Raw genomic sequence first — 16,353 nt, 5'->3', positions numbered from 1 at the left:
ATCGAATTGCGTGAGGACTCATGGAAATCGGCACGACGGGCTCTGCTGGTACAGAGGCAGGTGGTACTGTTCGCCAGCCCCTTGTGGTACTTGGAATTACGAATTCTCAAACTTGCCTTATACTCTCAGGCCGCATCCGTGCGCTTCGCGAAGCTGGCTTTCGCGTTGTCTTGATTTGTAGTCCCGGAAAACTGCTTATGCGTATTTCGGCGCAGGAGGGGATTGAGACCATTGCTATCCCGATGGCGCGCGCGCTCTCTCCTTTTCAGGACTGTGTTGCTCTTTTCCGGCTATGGCGTACGCTCCGGCAGTTGCGCCCGGATTTAGCCGAGTTCAGCACGCCTAAGGCTGGATTGCTGGGAAGCATTGCGGCATTTCTTTGCCATGTTCCAACGCGTGTCTATTTGCTTCGTGGGTTGAGACTGGAAACTGCACGCGGATGGAAGCGCCAGTTGCTTTGCGCTGCGGAGAAGGTGGCTGCAGCATGTTCTCACCAGGTAATTTGCAATAGCCGTAGCCTGATGATAGGCGCGCTTGAGTTGGGACTGGTGCCGGAACACAAGCTACGACTGCTGGGGGAGGGGAGCAGCCATGGCGTGGATGTGGAGCACTTTGCTCCGGGGCCTTTGGAGGCCAACGACGAGCTGCGTGCCGAATGTAACTTCCCTCTGGATGCTCCTGTCATCGGCTTTGTAGGCCGTTTGACTCGTGATAAGGGCGTTCCTGAGCTTATACAGGCTTTCGATGCGTTGTTGAAAGAAGTTCCGTATGCGAAGTTGTTGCTTGTAGGATGGTTCGATTCTTCAGAGGATGCGCTTGAGCCACGCATGCGGCATTACATTGAGATGCACCCATCCATTCTGCGCACAGGATTTGTGCCGGACACAGCGCCGTGGTATCGCATCATGGACATAATGGTGCTTCCTACCTGGCGGGAGGGATTTCCAAATGTGGTGCTCGAGGCATCGGCATCAGCTGTGCCGGTGATTACAACACTGGCCACAGGCTCGCGTGATGCTGTGATTCCAGAAGTGACGGGCTTGCTGGTACCGCCGGGGTATCCCGAGGCAATTTGCGAAGCGATGCTTCAACTACTGCGCAACGAAGAGCGGCGCTGGAGCATGGGGCGCGCGGCCCGTCAGTGGGTGACGGAGAATTTTACAGAGAAACATGTGCTTGCGCACACAGTATCCCTTTATCGTGGATTGTTGTGTCAGGAAGAGGAAGAAACCTCTGCCGTGCTGGCACATGATGCCGTAACGGCAGAGGTGGAACGCTACTGAAGTGAGTGAGCTGCGTTTTCGGCTGCACGCAGGATTGGGGCTGGGGCAATACCAAGCCACAGCGTGGCTCCCACCGTGAAGATGAGGGCGGCGATTACCGCCACGCCAATCTGCGGAACAGGGAAGTGACGGTTTGGATTGTCCTCGCCCTTCTGCGCTGCTGCAAAGGCGAGCCGTAGGTAGTACGCTGCTGCAACACCGGAGTTCAGCAGGCCGATAATCGCGAGAATCACTGCGCCGCCGCTGACAGCCGCAGAGAACGAGTAGAACTTGCCGAAGAATCCACCCGTAAATGGAATACCCACGAGCGAGACCAAGAAGAAGATCAGCAGTGAGCCAAGCAGCGGAGAGCGGTGTAGCAGCCCCTTGAAGTCTTCCACCAGCGGCAGATGCTCGTCATATCCACTGATGAGCGTGACCACAGCGAAGACGCCGACATTCATTGCCGCATAGGCTGCCGTGTAGAAAGCTGCCGCTGCAATGCCAGTCTGCGAGAAGCTGGCAAACGCCGCCAGCAGATAACCGGCATGGGCAATCGACGAGTAGGCCAGCATGCGCTTTACATTCTGTTGGCGCAGGGCAGCCAGATTGCCAATTGTCATGGACGCAGCTGCAACCACCCATAGTAATGGCGACCACACCGAACGCAAGCTCGGCAGCATCTCATACAGCACACGCAGCAGCAGCGCAAAGGCCGCGGCCTTGGGAGCCGTAGAGAGTAGCGCTACGACAGGTGAAGGCGCACCCTCATACACGTCCGGAGTCCACACATGGAACGGCGCTGCGGAAACCTTGAAGAGGATTCCGACGAGCATCAAAATCAGCGCCAGTACGACAAAGGTGTGGTTCTGTGCGCTGGAGACCTTGTGCGCAATTTCGTAAATCTGCGTGGTGCCGGTTGCGCCAAACAGCAGGGCAATGCCATAGAGCAAGAAGCCCGTAGCAAAGGAGCCAAGCAGGAAGTACTTAATCGCCGCTTCTGGTCCCTTACCCGTGTGCTTGCGATATCCGGCAAGAATGTACGTCGAGATGGAAGAGATTTCCAGCGCGATAAAGACAACCAGCAGTTCCACCGCTCCGGTCAGCAGGCACATGCCCGAAGCGCCAAAGAGCGTGAGAGCGAAGAACTCGCCGAGATGATGGCTATCCCGGGGCAGTGTATCGAGCGCAATGAGAATTGCAACCAGTACGATGCCACAGATGAGCACATGGAAGAAGACCGTAAACGGACTGCTTTCGACGGTGCCGAAGTAGGCAGTTCCGGGTTCAATTCGCAGTTGAATCAGGCTGGCCCACAGGGCAACTGTTGTGCCCAGAGCGGCCACCCATCCAAGCGGGCGGCGAGCTGCCTTGACCGGCAGAGCGGCATCTACCAGCATCACCAGGATGCCGGCAACCACAAGAACTACTTCAGGGAGTATGCGCAGCAAGTCGGTGTTCATCGTGCAACCTCCTGTTGCGCTGCCGCAGCCGCGGGAATGATGTGTGATGTTGCGGACGTCTGCTGAATTTGTGCAGGCTTCATAGCATTTTCAATCGTCGGCATCCAGAATCCAGGTGCAAGGCCCATTACCAGCATCAGTACTGCGAGAGGAACCAAGGCAATCCACTCGTTGATGCTAAGGTCGCGAACTTCCCTCTGTGCCGTCAGAGGACTTTCCGGACCATAAAAGACGCGCTGCGCGAACCACAGCGTATAAGCCGCGCCGAGAATTACGCTGACCGTTGCCGCAATCGCCCAGCCTTTGCTCACGCCGGTAAATGTGCTGGAAAGGATCAGGAATTCGCCGATAAAGCCATTCAGCATCGGCAACCCGATCATGGCCAGCGAGGTAATTACGAAGAACGTTGCGGTACGCGGCAGCTTGCTGGCTACGCCGCCAAAGGCTGCAATCTGGCTCGATTCGTAGCGCGAGTACAGAATGCCGAGCAGTGTGAACAGTGCCGCTTCCATCACGCTCTGGTTCAGCGTCTGGTAAACCGCGCCATCCTTGCCTGTGAGTGTAAGCCCGTAGATGCCGAGCACGATAATGCTGAAGTGTCCTACCGTGCCAAAGGCAATCAGTCGCCAGAAGTCGCGTTGTACCAGCGCCAGGCATGCGCCATACAGGATGCCAATCACAGATAGTGCGATTACTACTGGGGCGACATACTTTGCTTGCTCAGGGAAGAGAGCAACATGGAAGCGCAGCATGGAGTAAAGCCCAAGCTTGCCGGCGATCACCATTGCCAGAGCTACGGGAGCCTCGCTGAACGCATCTGCCAGCCAGCCATGCAGAGGGAAGATCGGCACCTTCACCGCAAAGGCGAAGAGGAACGCCAGCCCAACCCAGAATAGACCGCAGCTTGAAAGTGTTCCGCCTGCAATGGTCTGCTGCAACTCTACGAAGTTGAAGGTTCCCGTTTTCGCATAGAGCCAGAGGATCGCCACCAGTAGCGGAGCTGAGGGAATAAACGTAAACAGGAAAAATTTCAGTGCGGCTTTGTGCCCCTCTTTGCGTCCGTACATGGCAATCAGAACCGCCATCGGTACAAGCGAAAGTTCCCAGAAACCGTAGTAGACCATCAGGTCCAGCGCTACAAACACGCCGAACATTGCTGTCTGCTGCACCAGGAAGAGCGAGTAGTAAACCTTGGTGCGTTCCGTGATTGTGTTCCAGCTTGCGAGCACGCCGATGGGCGCAAGAAGCCCGACCAGTACGACAAGCCAGAGGCTCAGCCCATCCACACCAACGTGATAGGCAATTGCGGGGCTCTCAATCCACGGTACGTTTACTTCAAACTGGAATCCCGGTACGCCCTGCTGAAAGTGCGCGGGCAAATGCAGCGTAAGTCCAAGGCTCACCAGCGCTGTCAGTAGAGCAATCCAGCGAGGGAGTTTACCTGCCTCCGGCAATAGCGCAATCAACAACGCACCTGCCAGCGGCACGATCAGAATGAGCGAGAGAATCAAGTGGTTAATATCGTTCATCGCCTCACCGTCCCGCCCAATTGAGATGAATGCCAAAGTTTGCCAGCACGTTCGTCCACGGCACCAGCGCAAAGAGCAGCAGCACCGCGGCGCCTGCTGCAAGCCACGCTGCATAAGAGCGCAGATTGCCCGATTGCCACTTCTGCAGAATTGCTCCGGTCAGCGTTGCAATCCCCGCCAACAGCCATGCCAGACCGCCAAGAATTGCGAACTCCACAACCCATTCGAGGATGAAGCGGGAAAGCATCATCAGCGGCTTCACAATTACTGTGTTGTAGAGCTCATCAATCCAGTATTTGTTCAGCAGCAGTGTGTATGGACCGGAGAGGGAAGTCGCCAAGGCTGCGGGCTTGTCATTCTGTTTGGAATAAAGCACGTGCGCGATAACCAGGCCGATGATTGCCACTGCTACGGCAATTCCACTGAAGGCCAACTCCGGGATGCCGCTTGTGTTCACGACGGGGTGCTCGCCAATTACGGGAGCAAGCCATGCGCTGAACTTTTCAATTCCGATCCAGCCGCCAACAAACGACAGGATGGCGAGAATCGAAAGCGGTCCGAGCATGGACCAGGGGCTTTCATGCGGATGCAGCGACTTGTCCCGTTGTTCGCCGAAGAAGGCCAGGTACCACAAGCGGAACATGTAGAACGAGGTGAGCAGGGCAGTGAAGACGCCGACAGCCCAGAAGATTTTTCCGTTCACGCCCTGCTGGAAGGCAGCATAGAGAATCGCATCTTTCGAGAAGAAGCCAGCCAGCGGCGGGAAACCTGCAATCGCAAAAACCGCCACCGTCATCGTCACGAAAGTGACAGGCAGCTTCTTCCGGAGCCCGCCCATTTTGCGCAGGTCTTGCTCGCCGCCCAGTCCATGAATCACCGAGCCAGCCGCAAGGAAGAGCAGCGCCTTGAAGAAGGCATGCGTCATGAGGTGGAAGACGGCGGCCGAGTAAGCCGAAACGCCCACGCCCAGCACCATGTAACCAAGCTGCGAAACCGTCGAGTAGGCCAGTACACGCTTGATATCGGTCTGCACCAGGCCAATCGTTGCTGCAAACAGTGCCGTAGCCGCGCCGACAATTGCAACCACCGTCAGCGCCAGAGGCGAGCGGTCAAAGATGGCGTGCGAACGGGCCATCATGTACACGCCGGCAGTTACCATCGTTGCAGCGTGAATGAGAGCGGAAACCGGCGTGGGGCCTTCCATCGCGTCCGGCAACCAGACGTAGAGAGGAAGCTGCGCAGACTTGCCGGTTGCGCCGACAAAGAGGCTCAGCGCGATGCAGGTCAGCACGCCACCCGTCCATCCGGGATTCAGCGCGAGCTTTGCGGCGATTTCGCTGAAGCTCAGCGTGCCGAAGTTGGCCAGCAGCAGGAACATGCCGATAAGGAAGCCGAAGTCGCCAATGCGGTTGACGATGAAGGCCTTCTTGCCGGCGTCCGCAGCGGAGGTCTTCTTGAAGTAGAAGCCAATGAGCAGGTACGACGCGAGACCGACACCTTCCCAGCCGACAAACATCAGCAGGGCATTGCCGCCAAGCACCAGAACCGTCATGAAGAAGAGGAAGAGGTTCAGGTAGCTGAAGTAGCGCCAGTAGCCTTCCTCGTGCGCCATGTATCCGGTCGAGTAAAGATGGATCAGGAAGCCGACGCCCGTGATAATCAGCAGCATTGTTAGCGAAAGCTGATCGAGCACGAAGCTGAAATCAACATGCAGAGCGCCTGCGTTAATCCACGAGCCGAAGGTCTCGGTGTAAGGAAGCGTGCCGCCTGTGTATACGTAGTAGGCCGCGCTTGCAACCACGCCAAAGGAAGCCAGCGGAGCCAGCAGCGCAATTGCCGAGACAAGCGCTTTGGGCAATCGCGAGCCAAAGATTCCGTTCAGCAGAAATCCTGCAAACGGCAACAGCGGAATCAGCCAGAGATGTAGGGATCCGTTCATAGTTTCATCAGGTCGATTCGGTCGACGGCCAGCGTTGCACGTGCGCGGAAGATGGAGATGATGATTGCAAGGCCTACGGCTGCTTCCGCCGCGGCCACCACCATCACAAAGAAGACAAAGATCTGCCCTTTCACCAGGTGCCATTGATGCGCAAAGGTGACAAAGGAGAGATTCACGCCGTTGAGCATCAGCTCAATCGACATAAAAATCGTGATGAGGTTGCGGCGAACAAGGAACCCGCAAATCCCCAAAGAGAACAGCGCTGCGCTCAGCAGCAGATACCACGAAGTAGGAATCACTGGCTTTCCTCCTGATCTCCGTGGCCTTTGCGCGCAAGCGCCACAGCGCCAAGAATCGCAATCAGAATCAGCACCGACGTAACTTCAAACGGCAGCAGCAACTCATGAAAGAGCACGCGGCTCAGGTCTTCCGTAGAGGTCACGCCATCGCTCAGCGAAATTCCGCCAAGCCCCTGTGCCTTGATGAGCACGGTTGCGATGACGGCAAGGATTGCGGCCACGGCAGGGAAGCCGAGTGCGATTGCCGCTTTGCTCCCCAGCGTGCGCTCTTCGCGCCCCGCGTTCAGCAACATGATGACGAAGGTGAACAGCACCATAATGGCGCCGGCGTAGACGATAATCTGCGCAGCAGCCAGGAACTCCGCCCCAAGCAGCAGGTACAGCACTGCCAGCGAAGTCATCACCACAATCAGCGACAGCGCGCTGTTAATGGGATGCTTTTGCAGCAGGAGATTTAAAGCTCCCGCGAGGCACAGCCCGGCAAAGACGATAAAGAGAATGAGGTGCATCGTTCCTTCGCGTCGGTTGAAACCAGCTCACCAGAGCCGGTCGATGAAGGAGAGGGAGAAAAGCAGTTTCGCTTTCGAGAAAATCCTCTCCGATTGTAAATCAGCCTTGCATGCGAAATTGCTTTCGCGAGCGCAATGCTACGACTTGAACGCAAGCCAGAGGCTTGTCCCTACAATGTTGAGAATTGCGAGCGGCAACAGCCAACGCCACCCGAAGTTCATCAGTTGGTCATAGCGGAAGCGAGGCAGCGTGCCGCGCACCCAGATGTAAACAAACAGGAAGAAGAACACCTTTGCGACAAACCAGAAGATGGGCAAGATTACGCCAACCACCGGCATCGATTCCAGTCCAAGCAGATTGCCGAACGGGCTTGTCCAGCCGCCGAGGAAGAGTAGAGTCGCCACACAGCTAACGGTAATCATGTTCGCGTACTCGGCCATGAAGAAGGTTGCGAACTTCATCGAGCTGTACTCGGTGTGATATCCCGCGGTCAGTTCGCTTTCTGCTTCCGGCAAATCGAACGGTGCGCGATTCGTTTCCGCATAAGCAGCGGTGAGATAGATAAAGAACCCAACAAGCTGGAATCCACCGAGGACGTTCCACGAGAGAATTCCGTGTCCCGCCTGGCTCTCCACAATCTCGCGGAGGTTCAGCGAGCCAGCACGCAGCACCACGCCGATCAGTGACAAGCCAAGCGCGAGTTCGTAGCTGATGAGCTGTGCCGAAGAGCGCAGCGAACCCAGCAGGGAATACTTGTTGTTCGACGACCATCCCGCCAGCGCAATGCCGTACACGCCAATCGAAGTGATGCCCAGGACGACCAGCAGGCCGATGTTTACGTCTGAAATCTGGAAGACGTGGAAGCCTTCAGGAGCAAAGCCCGGATTGCCAAACGGCACCACTGCAATCGAAACCAGCGCGCAACCCAGCGCCAGGATTGGGGCCAGCAGGTACAGTGGCTTGTACACATTGGTCGGCGTCAGGTCTTCCTTTAGAAAGAGCTTCGCGCCATCGACCAACGGCTGCAACAAACCGAACGGCCCCACGCGGCTGGGTCCCCAGCGGTTCTGGATGCGGCCGACGACCTTGCGCTCCAGCAGCACCGTGTAGGCCACGGCCATCAACAGGATCACCGTGACTACCAGTACTTTCAGCAGGCTCCATAGAACAAACTGCAAAATCGTCACTTGACTCTAGCCTTTCGTCCTCAAAAAAACTTCGTTTCAGTCCGCAGCGGTCTCAGTCAGCTCGCGCGATTCATATTTCTGCAAGTCATTCAGGTACGTGCTGTAACGCGACAGCTCGCCTGAAGTGAACAACCCATCATGAGCAGGGGCCACAAGGTCCGTTGCCGAAGCGATGGCTGATACCGGAACAAATCCCGGCTCCGTCTGCACATCGTTTCCTGCAAACAGATTCAGCCGATCCAGCTTGTAGCTCGGCACCAGGCGCTCAATCTCGTCCAGCACAGCCAGCGGATCGAACGGGCTTACCTTCGGTTCCAGCCCATGCGCCGTCAACCACACTGCATGGCGATCAGCCTCGCCCGCCTGCGCACCGCGTGACTGGCCAAAGTCGCCAATCGTGCCCTGGCCAAACGGAACCAGCGTCTTCACGTCCACGCCCATGCTTCCGGCAAGGCGAACAAGAATCTCGAACTCCGGCTTCGTGCCCGCGTGATCCGCAGCCTTCTTCACAAGCTGCACATCGCCAAAGGTGTTTGTTACTGTGCCAGTCTTTTCGTAGAGGCTGGCCGCAGGCAATACCACATCCGCCATTGCTGCCGTCTCTGTCAGGAACATATCCAGCGCAATGACAAATGCGCCGTTCAGATTTGCGGGATCAACGCCGGGATTCTTTGCCGGATTTGCACCCACAACCAGCAGCGCACCAAGCTTGCCCTGACGAGCAGCATCGAAAATCTCCGGCTGCGTCTTGCCCGGCTTGGTGGGAAGCCCCGGATACTCCTGCGCAAACGCGCCCGGCTCGCTCACCGGAATATAGCCCGGCAGCAGGTCAGGGAAGAGACCCATATCCGCCGCGCCCTTCGAGTTCGCGTGATCGCCCAGGTAAGCAAACCGCACGTTGCCACGGTTCAAGCCCCACGCAACGAGCGACTTCAACTGTGCTCCGCGGAACTCCTGCCCGAAGATAACGAGCAGCGACTCCTCCGCCATGACAGCCTTGGCAAACTCCGTGCCCTGCTGGTCAAGCAGTGTTGTCAGATCCTTATAGCCATTCGGCGGAACGCCCTGTGAAGCCTTTGCCTGACGCTCCAGCTTGATCGGCTCGTGATTCACGATATAGAGGCGACCGTTGTTCAAGCGAACATTTGTGCGCAGGTTCCAGGCCAGCAGAGGATGCTCTTCCGTGGGATTGCCGCCAATCAGCAGTACAGCCGGAGCCGTCAGCGTCTCCTTCATGCTTGCAATCTTGTGCTCGTGGCCGGCAAGCGCCTGCGCAAAGCTGATGTAATCCGCGCTGCGTTCGTGGTCAATATTGTTGGTGCCAAGAATCGTGCGGGCAAACTTCTGCAGCAGGTAATTCTCTTCGTTCGTCGTGCGATTGGAGCCGATAACGCCAATCGCATCGCAGCCCTTGCTGTCGCGCACTTCCTTGAGCTTCGCAGCAGCTACGCGTAGCGCTTGTTCCCAGGTCGCCGGCTCCAGCTTGCCTTGTGCATTGCGAACCAACGGCTTCCTCAAGCGCGCTTCGCTCTCGACAAAATCAAATCCAAAGCGGCCCTTCGCGCAGAGGAAATCATCATTGATGCCGCTTTTGTCGCGATTATCTGCACGCACAATTTCTGTGCCGTCATTCGATTGCCGAACGCCAAGCGTAACCTTGCAGCCGTCCGCGCAATGCGTGCAAACGGTGGAGACGTGGTTCATTTCCCACGGACGAGTCTTGTAGCGATAAGAACCGGAAGTGAGCGCGCCAACAGGGCAGATATCGATGCACATGCCGCACTGTTCGCAATCAAGATGCTCTCCGCCATTCGGAGCAATCACGGCGCTGGCACCGCGGTTCTGAATGCCGAGCGCGTACACATCCATGCCTTCGCCGCAAACACGCACGCAGCGATAGCAGAGGATGCAGCGCGGACGATCATAAAAGACCGCCGGCGACCACTGCTGTTCCTCGCGATGACGCTTCGCATCGACCATCAGGCTTGTGCCCGCGCCGTACTTGAAGGTCATGTCCTGCAATTCGCACTCGCCGCCCGCATCGCAAACAGGGCAGTCCAGCGGATGGTTCCCAAGCAGCAGCTCAATCGTCGCCTTGCGCGCCTGCGCAATCTCCGGCGACTCGGTTGTAAACACCTGCCCCTCAGCCACGGGAGTGGTGCAAGCTGTCTGCAGTTTGGGCACCTTTTCCTGCCGAACCACGCACATGCGGCACGCCGCCTGCAAACTCAACCCAGGGTAGTAGCAAAAAGCCGGAATATCGATACCGGCCTTGCGGCAGGCATCAATCAGCAGCGTCCCTGCCGGAGCCGTCAGCTTCTTTCCATCGACTGTGAAAGTTACGTCAGCCACATTCTCTCCAAATCGTCGTGCGAGCCGCTAAACAACGGCCAGTTCCATGTGCTTTGTATGCTGGCAGGGCTTGCCGTCCAGATGATCCTCAAACTCTTTGCGGAACTTCTTCACGAACGCTGCCGTCGGCATTGCCGCCGCGTCGCCAAGCGGACAGAAGGTGCGGCCCAGCATGTTTTGCGCCAGGTACGCAATGTTGTCTATATCCTTCTCCGTGCCAAAGCCATTGTGGAAGCGCGTCAGCGACTTCTTCAGCCAGTCCGTTCCTTCGCGGCAGGGGATGCACCACCCGCAGCTCTCATGCTGATAGAAGTTGATTGTCCGCAGCGCAAACTCCACCATGCAGGTCGTGTCGTCAATCACCACCACACCGCCCGACCCAAGCATCGACCCAGCCTTACCTACCTGGTCGAAGTCCATGCCGATATCAATTTCTTCCGGCAGCAGAACCGGCGTAGAAGAACCACCCGGCACCACGGCCTTCAGAGCGCGTCCGCCTTTTACGCCGCCGCCAACCTCGTAAATCATCTTCTTGAGGTTGTAGCCCATCGGCAGTTCATAAACTCCAGGCCGCTCCACATGGCCACTCAGGCCAAACAAACGCGTGCCACCGTTGCGCTCCGAGCCAACCGCTGCATAAGCCGGTCCACCCATCGCAATCACGTGCGGAACGGTCGCAATCGTCTCCGCGTTATTGATAACCGTAGGCCCGCCGTACAAACCAACCACAGCAGGGAAGGGAGGCTTGATGCGCGGCACGCCGCGCTTACCTTCCAGCGATTCCATCAGTGCCGATTCTTCGCCCACTTCGTAAGCGCCAGCACCACTCTGCGTAATGACGTTGAACTCGAAGTCCGAACCGAGAACGTTCTTGCCGAGTACGCCCTTTTCGTAGGCTTCGGCAACGGCCTTCTCCATGATTTCCAGCAGATAGCGATACTCGCCGCGCAGATAGATGAAACCCGTCTTCGCGCCAATCGCCAAACCGGCAATCATCGTGCCTTCGATAATCGAATGCGGATCATGCAGGAAAATCAGGTGGTCTTTGCAGGTGGCCGGTTCGCTCTCATCGCCGTTGACAAGAACATACTTCGGCTTGGCCGACTGCTTCGGCACAAACGACCACTTTAAGCCCGTAGGGAATCCAGCGCCGCCGCGTCCACGCAAACCGCTGGCCTTCATCTCATTGATGATCCAGTCCGGCCCCTCGGCAATGCACTTCTTCAGCGACTCATAGCCGCCCAGTTCCATGTACTTATCGATGCTTGCAGCGCCCATCCCAAAGCGCTTCGTAACAATCTTCACTTCATCGGGATGCGAGACCAGTCTAGGCATTCTTCACGCTCCCGTTTGCCTTAGCCTTATATTCTTCAATGATCTTCGGCACATCATTCGGAGTCAGCTCGTCGTGGAAGGCGTAGTTGACCTGCAGAGCCGGAGCCCAGCAGCAGGCACCGATGCACTCCACCTCTTCGAGCGAGAAGACACCGTCCGGCGTAACACCCTTGTGCCCAATGTGCAGTTCGTCCTGGAAGCGCTCATACACCTCATAAGCGCCGCGCAGCATGCAACTGATGTTCGTGCAAACCTGGATATTGAATTTACCCGCAGGCTTAAACCGCAGCATGGAGTAGTATGTTGCCACGTTGCGTACGTCCAACTCCGTAATGCCGATGCGCTCCGCGACTTCGGCAATCACAGCGTCGGAAAGGTAACCAATCTCGTCCTGCGCGTAGAGCAGCATCGGAACCAGCGCCGAACGCTTCACGGGGTACTTGGCGACCAGTGCGTCAAACCGCGCCGAGAGCTGCGGCGAAAAGATGGACATCGTTTCACTCATTGCATTAACTCCCGTGCCCATGCCTCTGCAACCAAATCCATCTCTTCCTCACCCGCCGGACTCTGTAACTTTCCGGCCTCGGTTAATTCGAGCGTTCCCGCTGTCCCGTCCTCGCGTGTCCAATGCACGTTTGAACTGTTGCGCAACAAGTTCAGCCACCTGTCTCCGTGCCGAACCGTAATCCGTTCCTCGCCTAACTCCACCGTTGCCTGACGGTTTCCGTTCAAGCCATGCGCCGCGGTGTAACTGCGAAGCAGGGAAGCAAGCGATACCCAAAGTTCCACGTACAACTGCGCGCTGGAATCACTGACCGCCATTAGCGGTCAATCTCCCCCAGCACAATATCAATCGAACCAATCACGGCAACCACGTCCGCCAGCAACCGCCCCTTGCACATTGTTTCGAGGGCCTGAAGGGAAGCAAATCCCGGATACCGCATGTGCACGCGATAAGGCTTCGCCGTGCCGTCCGAGACAACGTAATAGCCCATCGACCCGTGCCCCGACTCAATCTGCTGGTAAACCTCACCTGCCGGAACCGCAAAGCCTTCGGTCACAATCTTGAAATGATGGATCAGCGATTCCATCTGCGTCTTCATGTCCTCGCGGTCCGGTAGAACAATCTTCGGCGCATCCGCCTTGAAGTGCCCTTCCGGCATTCCATCGAGAGCCTGGTTGATAATCCGCACGCTCTGCCGCATCTCTTCGAGGCGCACAACGTAGCGAGCCCATACATCGCAGCCATCCGAAACCGGAACGTCAAACTGAAACTTCTCGTAGCTTGAGTACGGCATATCGCGCCGCAGGTCGAAGTCGAGTCCCGAAGCGCGCGCCACCGGCCCCGTTACCGCAAGAGCAATCGCCTCTTCTTTCGACAAGTGCCCAACGTTCTTCAGACGGTTCACAAAAATCGGATTGCCCGTCAACAGGTTCGAATATTCATCAATCTTTTCTGGGAAGGTCTTAATGAACTCGCGAATGCGTTCCATCATTCCCATCGGCGGCTCCATCGAAAGCCCACCAATGCGGAAGTAGCTGGTCATCATGCGCTGACCCGCCACCATCTCAAAGATTTTCAGAATCTCTTCGCGCTCGCGGAAGGTATAGAGGAAGACGGTGAGCGCGCCAATATCCATTGCGTGCGTGCCCAGCCAGATGAGGTGAGAATTGATGCGCGTAAGCTCGGTCAGCAACACGCGAATCCACTGCGCCTTCTCGGGAATTTCAAGGTCCAGCAGCTTCTCAACAGCCAAACAATAACAAAGATTGTTCGCCATCGGCCCCAGGTAATCCACGCGGTCCGTCATCGGAACAACCTGCTGATAGAACTTGGCCTCGCAGGTCTTCTCAATACCCGTATGCAGATACCCAATCTCGGGATAAAGCCTTACAACAATCTCGCCGTCAATTTCGAGAACAAGCCGCAGAACGCCGTGCGTCGAAGGATGCTGCGGGCCCATGTTCAGAACCATGTGCTGATCGCGCGCGCCTTCCGCAACAGGAGCTTCCAGTATCGGAGTGCCCAGATCTAATTCCGCCATTACCGATACCCCTCCACCGGATAGTCCTTGCGCAGCGGATGCCCAACCCACTCATCCGGCATCATGATACGCCGCAAATTCGGATGTCCTTCAAAACGAATCCCAAATAAATCGAAAACTTCGCGCTCGTAGTAATTCGCGCCTTCCCAGACATGCGTAATCGACTCAACAGTCGCGTCAGCCTCGTCTACCACTACGCGCACGCGCAGCAATTCCTTCAACGAGTGCGACTGAATGTGATAGCTCAACTGAAACCGTGGTTCAGAAGGGAACCAGTCCACCGCAGTCATATCCTGGAATGCGTTATACCCTGCAGCTTTCACTGCTTTTACCGCAGCAACAAGATTTTCTTTTGCTACAGTCAGCGTCACTTCGCCGCGGTCAAACTTTGCATCGGTAATCAGCTCGCCCAGAGCCTTCACCGCCGGATGCTCCGGGAGTCCTTCGAGAACGGCCGCTTTGCCTAGCAGCGTCGTCTTTCCATCAGCCATTACAAATCCGCCTTTACAGATCCGCTTTGTCAGCGCTCCAGTCGAGAATGCCCTTGCGCACAATGTAGAACAGTCCCACGGCCACAAAGCCGAGGTAAACAATCATTTCCCAGAACCCAAACATGTGCGAGCCGGTAATCGACGGCAGCTTCCGGTAAATCACTGCCCACGGCATCATGAACACTGCTTCAACATCGAACAGGATGAACAGCATTGCGACCATGTAGAAGCGCACACTAAAGCGTCCGCGGGCGTCGCCCACTGCTTCTACGCCGCACTCATACGAATCCAGCTTGACCTTCAGGTTGCGATGCCGGCCAATGAACCGCGAGCCGATAATCATGCTCAGGCCCATGCCGAACGCGACCACAATCTGCATCAACAACGGCAAATATTGCCAGTGGTAGGGAATCATCTTATCCGCCCGGAAAATGTTGGCTGAAAAAGGGTTTGGCACAAGTCCACAATCATCGAAACCTGTGCAAGATGCCTCTCCTTGAGATTAGGTTTCAATGCTTGCATCCGTCAAGGTTGCTTCACGCATTTGTGATGAAGCTCACGCATATATTTCGTTTCGCGTTCCACACTTCGCGACGCGCCTTCTATTTCCTTGCTGCACTTATCTCGCAAAGTACTTCCGTCATGTGAAGCAATTCATTTCAGAGCCGAAAAACGAAATGGAGGAGGTGTCCCATCGCTTTGACCACTACATCCAGCTTTGTTCTGCAAGACTCAACGCCGGCCGTTGTGGCTAATCGTATGCCTTCACCCAGGCGGAGGCGCGTTACACCACAGGCGGGCCGTGCGCTCGAAATCCTGGGCCATGCTATCGAGTATCTTGCCGACGAATTCGTTCATCACGGCGGTCAGTTACAAGAAGGGGAAGCTTACATAGAAGCTATGAGCATTCTCATGGAAGCGAATCGCCAAATCTACGCTGACTGCCCGGAAATTCCTACCTTCGGTGAGCGCTGTACCGCTATGTTGAAACGTCTCAGGAACTGAAAAAGACAAGGAATAGGGAACAGGGAGTAGGGAATAGAAAGCAACTGCAAAAGCAAATACGTCCTCGGCAAAGGATTTAGGGTTCTTGCATATATGCGCCGAGGAAAGATGGAGTACTTAGCCGCATCAGAGTAGTTTTCTACTCCTTACTCCCTTTATTGTCCCGCCGCCAATACTGCCAGCAATAGCAGCCATGCCAGCCCCAGCGTATGCCAGTACCATGCCGTAGCATCCACGGCAATCTGCCTTGACTGCACCTGCTTCAGCCAACTCAGCGCCACCAGACAAAACAGCAAAAATGCCACACCTGCCACCAGGTGCAGTGCATGCAGCCCCGTCACAACATAAAAGAAATAACTCGCCGGGGTAGAGAACTGGTCAAATGCAAATCCTTGCGCCGTGAGCTGTTGCCATGCCATCACCTGTCCGGTAACAAACAGCGCGCCAAGTACCAATGTCGCCGCCACCCATGGCCTCGCCCGCCTTACCGCAGGCTTGCCCAGCCCGAACCACTCTTCCAGCACGTCAATTTCGCGAAAGATTCCTCGCCGGGCAATCTCCATCGTCAGGCTGCTCAACAGCAGCACGGCGGTATTGAGATAAACAATCGGCGGAAGCTGGATGGGGTGCCAGTCACCGATCATCTCGTGGGTGTGCGGGTCCATCCGCATGCCGGCTTGCCGCGCAAAAAACAGCACCACGAGCACGGCAAAAACCATCATGTCGCCCGCGAGGCCGAAAAACACAAAGAACCGGAAGCGCTGCAGCCTATCGCGAGCTCCGCCACGCGGTCCGCGCCAATCATCATCCCCGCCGCTGTCGCCACCACCCGTCGGACGCCGGGAAACAGGAGGCTTGCCGCCAATCCCCGGCTCTTTCCGTTCAATTTCCGCAGGTATGCGAGTAATAGTGACAGGCATGGCATTGCCTCAGCGC

At 56.5% G+C, this 16,353-nt stretch carries 15 protein-coding genes; 1 reads left to right on the top strand and 14 read right to left on the bottom strand.

Going from position 1 to position 16,353, the window contains the following annotated elements:
* Positions 1 to 20: 20 nt before the first annotated feature.
* Positions 21 to 1,283 carry a glycosyltransferase family 4 protein gene (locus tag AC5S3R_RS05625; RefSeq protein ID WP_494266030.1) on the top strand — a complete coding sequence of 421 codons (1,263 nt, stop codon included), beginning with the start codon at positions 21 to 23 and terminating at the stop codon, positions 1,281 to 1,283.
* Here AC5S3R_RS05625 and AC5S3R_RS05620 read toward each other — a convergent pair.
* The 14 genes from AC5S3R_RS05620 to AC5S3R_RS05555 form a co-directional block, all read right to left on the bottom strand.
* A complete protein-coding gene (locus AC5S3R_RS05620) occupies positions 1,277 to 2,725 on the bottom strand; it encodes an NADH-quinone oxidoreductase subunit N (RefSeq protein ID WP_494266029.1) in 1,449 nt (482 codons plus the stop codon). The two genes, AC5S3R_RS05625 and AC5S3R_RS05620, sit on opposite strands and share 7 nt — an antisense overlap.
* The gene (locus tag AC5S3R_RS05615; protein ID WP_494266028.1) at positions 2,722 to 4,254 is read right to left on the bottom strand and encodes a complex I subunit 4 family protein; all 1,533 of its coding nucleotides are present in this window, start codon (positions 4,252 to 4,254) and stop codon (positions 2,722 to 2,724) included. Before AC5S3R_RS05615 ends, AC5S3R_RS05620 begins: the two co-directional genes overlap by 4 nt.
* 4 nt (positions 4,255 to 4,258) lie before the next feature.
* A complete protein-coding gene (gene nuoL / locus AC5S3R_RS05610) occupies positions 4,259 to 6,193 on the bottom strand; it encodes an NADH-quinone oxidoreductase subunit L (RefSeq protein ID WP_494266027.1) in 1,935 nt (644 codons plus the stop codon).
* Positions 6,190 to 6,492, bottom strand: coding sequence for an NADH-quinone oxidoreductase subunit NuoK (nuoK, locus tag AC5S3R_RS05605; RefSeq protein WP_494266026.1), 303 nt, complete (start codon positions 6,490 to 6,492; stop codon positions 6,190 to 6,192). Before nuoK ends, nuoL begins: the two co-directional genes overlap by 4 nt.
* Positions 6,489 to 7,001: an NADH-quinone oxidoreductase subunit J family protein gene (locus tag AC5S3R_RS05600; RefSeq protein WP_494266025.1), complete on the bottom strand. Its 513-nt coding sequence runs from the start codon at positions 6,999 to 7,001 to the stop codon at positions 6,489 to 6,491. The genes nuoK and AC5S3R_RS05600 overlap by 4 nt, the downstream gene beginning before the upstream one ends.
* A 138-nt stretch (positions 7,002 to 7,139) precedes the next feature.
* Positions 7,140 to 8,189: an NADH-quinone oxidoreductase subunit NuoH gene (gene nuoH, locus AC5S3R_RS05595; RefSeq protein ID WP_494266024.1), complete on the bottom strand. Its 1,050-nt coding sequence runs from the start codon at positions 8,187 to 8,189 to the stop codon at positions 7,140 to 7,142.
* 36 nt (positions 8,190 to 8,225) lie between these two features.
* Complete coding sequence (gene nuoG / locus AC5S3R_RS05590; RefSeq protein ID WP_494266023.1) at positions 8,226 to 10,541, bottom strand: NADH-quinone oxidoreductase subunit NuoG; 2,316 nt, start codon at positions 10,539 to 10,541, stop codon at positions 8,226 to 8,228.
* Positions 10,542 to 10,568: 27 nt separating this feature from the next.
* Positions 10,569 to 11,876, bottom strand: a complete 1,308-nt coding sequence (nuoF, locus tag AC5S3R_RS05585) for an NADH-quinone oxidoreductase subunit NuoF (RefSeq protein ID WP_494266022.1) — start codon at positions 11,874 to 11,876, stop codon at positions 10,569 to 10,571.
* Positions 11,869 to 12,381, bottom strand: a complete 513-nt coding sequence (locus AC5S3R_RS05580) for an NADH-quinone oxidoreductase subunit NuoE family protein (protein ID WP_494266021.1) — start codon at positions 12,379 to 12,381, stop codon at positions 11,869 to 11,871. The genes nuoF and AC5S3R_RS05580 overlap by 8 nt, the downstream gene beginning before the upstream one ends.
* Positions 12,378 to 12,698, bottom strand: coding sequence for a transcriptional regulator (locus AC5S3R_RS05575; RefSeq protein ID WP_494266020.1), 321 nt, complete (start codon positions 12,696 to 12,698; stop codon positions 12,378 to 12,380). Before AC5S3R_RS05575 ends, AC5S3R_RS05580 begins: the two co-directional genes overlap by 4 nt.
* The gene (gene nuoD / locus AC5S3R_RS05570; RefSeq protein ID WP_494266019.1) at positions 12,698 to 13,921 is read right to left on the bottom strand and encodes an NADH dehydrogenase (quinone) subunit D; all 1,224 of its coding nucleotides are present in this window, start codon (positions 13,919 to 13,921) and stop codon (positions 12,698 to 12,700) included. The genes AC5S3R_RS05575 and nuoD overlap by 1 nt, the downstream gene beginning before the upstream one ends.
* On the bottom strand, positions 13,921 to 14,412 hold the full coding sequence (locus AC5S3R_RS05565) for an NADH-quinone oxidoreductase subunit C (RefSeq protein WP_494266018.1): 492 nt from the start codon (positions 14,410 to 14,412) through the stop codon (positions 13,921 to 13,923). The genes nuoD and AC5S3R_RS05565 overlap by 1 nt, the downstream gene beginning before the upstream one ends.
* Positions 14,413 to 14,425: 13 nt before the next feature.
* On the bottom strand, positions 14,426 to 14,827 hold the full coding sequence (locus AC5S3R_RS05560) for an NADH-quinone oxidoreductase subunit A (protein ID WP_494266017.1): 402 nt from the start codon (positions 14,825 to 14,827) through the stop codon (positions 14,426 to 14,428).
* Positions 14,828 to 15,572: 745 nt separating this feature from the next.
* Positions 15,573 to 16,337, bottom strand: coding sequence for a cytochrome c oxidase subunit 3 (locus AC5S3R_RS05555; RefSeq protein WP_494266016.1), 765 nt, complete (start codon positions 16,335 to 16,337; stop codon positions 15,573 to 15,575).
* Positions 16,338 to 16,353: the final 16 nt, after the last annotated feature.

The sequence above is a fragment of the Occallatibacter sp. FHG110214_02 genome (assembly GCF_059115385.1).
Note: the sequence above shows the minus strand (reverse complement) of the source record. Positions and strands in the feature narration are given on the sequence as shown.